The following is a 4,970-nucleotide window of genomic DNA, read 5'->3' on the forward strand; positions in this document are numbered from 1 at the left end:
ATATGGCTATTAGAATTGCGATTAACGGTTACGGACGTATTGGCAGAAATATCATGCGCGCTCTGTATGAAGGCCAGCACCGCGAGCATCTGTCTATCGTGGCGGTAAATGATCTGGGTGATGCCAAAGCCAATGCGCTGCTGACCGAATATGACTCCGTGCATGGACACTTCCGCCATCCGGTCACTGCTAACGAAACAAGTATGCAGATCGATGGAGATGACATTATTGTTCTCAAAGAGAGCGACCCTGCCAAGCTTCCGTGGGCTGACCTGGATATCGATATTGTTTTTGAATGCACCGGGCGTTTTACATCCCGCGACAGTGCGGCTATTCATCTACAACAAGGGGCTAAAAAAGTGCTGATATCGGCACCCGGTAAAAATGCAGATGCCACCATTGTGTATGGCGTGAATCACCAGCTATTAAGTGCGGACCATTTGATTGTGTCTAACGCGTCCTGCACGACCAACTGCTTATCTCCGTTGGTTCAGGTTTTACATCAGCATATTGGTATTACCCAGGGGATGATGACAACTATCCATTCCTATACCAATGATCAGCAATTATCAGACGTTTACAAAAATGATATCTATCGTGCACGCGCGGCTGCACTTTCGATTATCCCTACCCGTACCGGTGCGGCCGAAGCGGTCGGGCTGGTCTTGCCAGAAATGAAAGGACGCTTAACCGGTTTGGCTGTTCGCGTGCCGACAGCTAATGTCTCGCTGGTGGATCTGAGCTTTACCCCCGCCCGCAACACCCGTGTTGAAGAGATCAACCAACTGATGAAGGATGCCAGCCAGGAGCGACTGCTGGGTATTCTTGCTTATAATGAGTTACCGCTGGTATCCATCGACTTTAACCATAACCCCGCCTCCGCTATTTTTGATAGCACACAGACACGCGTCAGCGATGGTCTGGTTAAAGTATTCGCCTGGTACGATAACGAGTGGGGCTTCTCAAACCGAATGCTGGATACTGCCTGGGTCATGAGTTGCGTTTAGTTACTGTTAAGGTGACTCCTACTGCCAGACTATTTTGCTGCCCAGCTCTGAGGCCGCAATGTCGATGCGCGCCGCTATCTGCTCTTTGAGCTCGGCGACATGGGAGATAATACCCACCATTCGACCACTTTGTTGCAAGTCGGTTAATGTTCTTATCGCCAGATCAAGCGACTCCGGATCGAGACTCCCAAATCCTTCATCAATAAACAGCGTGTCCAAACGGATACCGCCAGCGTACGCTTGCACCACATCAGACAACCCCAGCGCTAACGATAATGCCGCCATAAAGCTTTCGCCGCCCGACAGTGTCGCCACGCCCCGCACGCGACCGGTATAGCCATCTTCCACCTCAAGATCCAGGCCTGAAGCACGATTACCTTTCGAACGGTCTTCTTTACGCAATAGCCGATAGCGCCCTTTGCTCATTAAGGCAAGACGGTGACTGGCTTCTATTAATACATCATCCAACAACACGCTCAGCACAAACCGCTGCAGGCTGACTTTATTGCCTGTCTGACCATTGGCTACATCACTTAGCGTACCGACAACGGCATAACGAGCTTCGAGTGCTGTGCTTTCTTTTTGTAGCCTATTGATGCGCTGCTCAGCATTTTCCAGCAGGGTAAATTGGTCATGCAGTGCGCGCCACTGTTGATCGGCGAGCTGTTGCGCCTGCTCCGCTGCCGTTATTCTATCAAGATAAGGCTGCACATCAGGACGAGACACGTTTTCTAAGACGTTTTGCAGGCTTTGCAAAGCACCAAGATTTTGCTGCACGGCTTGCTTATACTCATCAACGCGCTGCTGCATCTTATCGCGGTTGGCACGAGGGATAACCGATCGCTGAAAATCCTCTACAGTATCAAATACACTTTTCAGCAACGCCGCCTGCCATTGCTGGTTGGCAGTATCCTGCGACTGCTGACTTTGCTGCTGGTTTTCTTTGAGGATAGCCAGGGCTGCTGCCGCGGAGTCACGCTGCTCTTTTGCCAGATTATAGCGTTGCTGTAAGCGCTCTATTTGTTGCTCACAATGGCTGATAGCATTTTGCTGCTGTGCAATGACGGCCTCAAGCTGGCTAGGTGAACGATAGGCTTCGGGCACTTCCTGCTCTGCAATCTGATAGGCTTTACGCTCTTCTGCATGCTGTGTTGTGGCCGCATCGAATGCTTGTTGTGCAACATCCATTGCATTTGATAACGGTAATTGCGCTGCTTTCAGCCCGGCCAGTACCTCCTCAGTTTTGTTGAGTTCTGTCTGCTGGCGCTGCAGCGCTTCGAGTTGCTTCTTGAGTGACTCATATTCAGATCGCAGTGCTGGCAACGTTATCCTTTGCGCGTCACCCAGACGTCCGTTAGATTCGATGATCTCGTTCGATAAGCGGGTTAGCTCATTGTTTATTGAGCGATAATTTTCACGCTCGGCCATCAGCGTATCATTTGCCTGCTGCGCTTTGCTCCTGGCTTGTTCAACCATCGCCTGCGTTGGTGGGGCAATTTCAGAGTGCGCTGGAGCGGGATGTTCCGCGCTGCCACACACAGGGCAAGGTGTATCATCCTGCAGAGTCAACGCTAAAATCGCCGCCTGTGACAGATGCCAATCTCGCTCAATGAGCGTGGCTGATTTTTGCTGCTCGTCTGCCAGTGCCTTTAAGTGTTTGCCTCTTTGCCGGGAAGTCAGTAATGCTGTTTGTGCGCCATCGAGAAGCTTTTGCAGCTGCTCAACTTTTTGCTTTATTTCTAACTGTTGGGCACACTTATGATGCTCCAGCTGAAGTACGCCGGTTTGTTGAACAGCGATGCGTAGCTGGCTTAACATCTGGTCAGCCTGTTCAATTTTATGCGTGTTCTGCTCGACCTTCTGTTTTGCTACCTGCTGCTGTGCTTGTGCTGCCGATACTGCGTGTGCTGCAGTTGATACGTTTTTCCCTGATTGCTGTAGTTTCTCAACCCTTGTTTGAAAACCCAGCAAGGTTTGTCGCTGCTCTTTATGTTGATTCAGCTGTAACTGCCACTCAGGCAGCGCAGCATACTCAACCGATGCGGCCTGAAAACCCTCTACAAGTGTGCTTAACAATAAGGTTTCAGCCTTAAGCCGCTCAGTGTGCTTTAACAGCTCTGCTGATGAATACTGGAAGCGCTCAAACTCGGGCAAAATTTCCCGGGCTTTGTCACCACGCTGCAACTGCATCGATAACTGCTCAATCTCAAGCTGTCCGGCTGTCAGTTTTTGCTGTTCGGCTATCAGGTGATCTAACTGCTTAAAGCGCGTTAACAGCTCAACAGCCCGATCTTTTTCGCTGGACGCCTTTAATGTCTCGTTCTGTTTTTGTGTGAGTATTTGTTTGTGTCGCTCAGCTTCCCCGAAAACCTGTAAGCGCTTTTCGGCCAGCGCTTCACTGGATTCTAACCCGACATTTTGTAGCAACGCGTTTTTTTGCTTATTCAGTGCGTCCACTTCCCGGCGTACTTCTGCAGAACGGTTTTTAAGCTCGTCTTCAAGTTGTTTGTAGATCTGTGTTTGGAACAGCTGGCTGAAGATATGCTCTCTGTCTTTTGAGTCTGCCGTCAACAGTTGCCGGAACTTACCTTGTGGCAACACCATGACCTGCCGGAACTGGTCCGCATTCATACCTAACAGCTGTTCAATTTCGCGGGTGGCTTCGGTCACTTTACTGCTGACGATGACTTTTTCCGGCTCGCCAGATGCATCCAATAGCCATAACTGCGCTTCAGCGGATTGTTGCGTAAAGCCCTCACCTCTGGCTTTAGGCCGTGGCTGCTCGGGGATACGGCGAATTCGGTAACTCTTGTCAGCCAGCTCGAAGGTGAAAGTCACTTCTGTTAATTGATCAGGCATCGCCAGATCGGAGCGCATCTGTGTACCTTCGCGCTCATCACCGGTCGTTTTTCCGTACAGAGCGAAACAGATAGCATCCAGAATAGTCGTCTTTCCAGAACCTGTTGGGCCGTTAATCAGGAACAGTGGCTTGTCGCCTAAGCGGGAAAAATCAATCAACTCTTGCGCAGCGAAAGGCCCAAAGGCGCTCATATGTAAACTCAACGGATGCATGGGCTACAGGGCCTTGTTATGAAGATCTTTTTCATGCAGGTCAGCCAGTGTTTGTAACACGTAGCTTTGCTGTTCTGCAGAGAGTGGTTCGCCATTGATCTGCTCAAAAAAGTCACTGAACATCGAAAACTCGCCTTTTTTAAGCTGATCCCTGCGGGCATTTTGTTGTGGGCTGGCAGCCATTAAACCGGGGCGTTCAATATGTAGCACATTGGGATAGACCTGCCGCAGCTTCCCCATCACATCCAGAATGGCATGTTTATCGGTTAAGCGAATCTGCAGGTAATCATCACGCTTAGGGTCGTTGAAAGCGTCTTCGATAATATCAGCTAAAGCGCCAGTGATCGTGCGCATATCTCTTAACGGCTGTAACGGAATCTGATCGATCTGTTGCACGCCAGAAGGCCCCATTTCTACCAGCGTAACGGATTTAATCTGCTTCTCTTCCGAGAAGGAGTATTTAAGGATCGAACCAGAATAACGAATATTTCCGGAGCCTTTATATTGGCGGCCATGCAGGTGCCCAAGTGCAACATAACTAAAATCAGCGAAGTGCTGATACGATACCCGATCAGCCCCACCAATCGATAAAGGCCGCTCTGACTCACTGGACTGCCCACCGTCAATAAAGCAATGACTGAGTAAAACAGAACGGTTGCTTTTATTAAGGTTGTTATTAAAATTGGCGCGAAGCTTCGGTTTTATCACGGCAATCAGTTGTGCCATCGCCTCATCATGGCTGCTGGCCTCCACTTGCAAGGCATGACGCACAGTAGCGGGATCAGCATAGGGCAGCCCAAAAAAAGCCACCTCGCCATGCTCATCTTCAAGTATTACCGGGTCAGCGATCTGTTGAATATTGCCGAGTATATGTACACCGGATTGCGCCAG

The 4,970-nt window shown here is 50.0% G+C and carries 3 protein-coding genes; 1 reads left to right on the forward strand and 2 read right to left on the reverse strand.

The features are described 5' to 3' along the window. Nucleotides 1-1,007, forward strand: a 1,007-nt coding sequence (gap, locus tag ABY436_RS18850) for a type I glyceraldehyde-3-phosphate dehydrogenase (RefSeq protein WP_372740471.1), incomplete at its 5' end; no start/stop codon positions are given. An 18-nt stretch (nucleotides 1,008-1,025) separates the two neighbouring features. Here gap and ABY436_RS18855 read toward each other — a convergent pair. Then, the gene (locus ABY436_RS18855) at nucleotides 1,026-4,079 is read right to left on the reverse strand and encodes an AAA family ATPase (RefSeq protein WP_372740472.1); all 3,054 of its coding nucleotides are present in this window, start codon (nucleotides 4,077-4,079) and stop codon (nucleotides 1,026-1,028) included. Between the two features lie 3 nt (nucleotides 4,080-4,082). Next, on the reverse strand, nucleotides 4,083-4,970 hold an 888-nt coding region (locus tag ABY436_RS18860; protein WP_372740473.1), incomplete at its 5' end, for an exonuclease SbcCD subunit D C-terminal domain-containing protein.

This window comes from Neptunomonas sp. (assembly GCF_041601355.1).
GTDB lineage: Bacteria > Pseudomonadota > Gammaproteobacteria > Pseudomonadales > Balneatricaceae > Neptunomonas.

What these genes read in the sequence shown, in the direction of transcription:
- ABY436_RS18855 (WP_372740472.1), bottom strand. Translation starts at nt 4,079, where the DNA reads ATGCATCCGTTGAGTTTACATATGAGCGCCTTTGGGCCTTTCGCTGCG.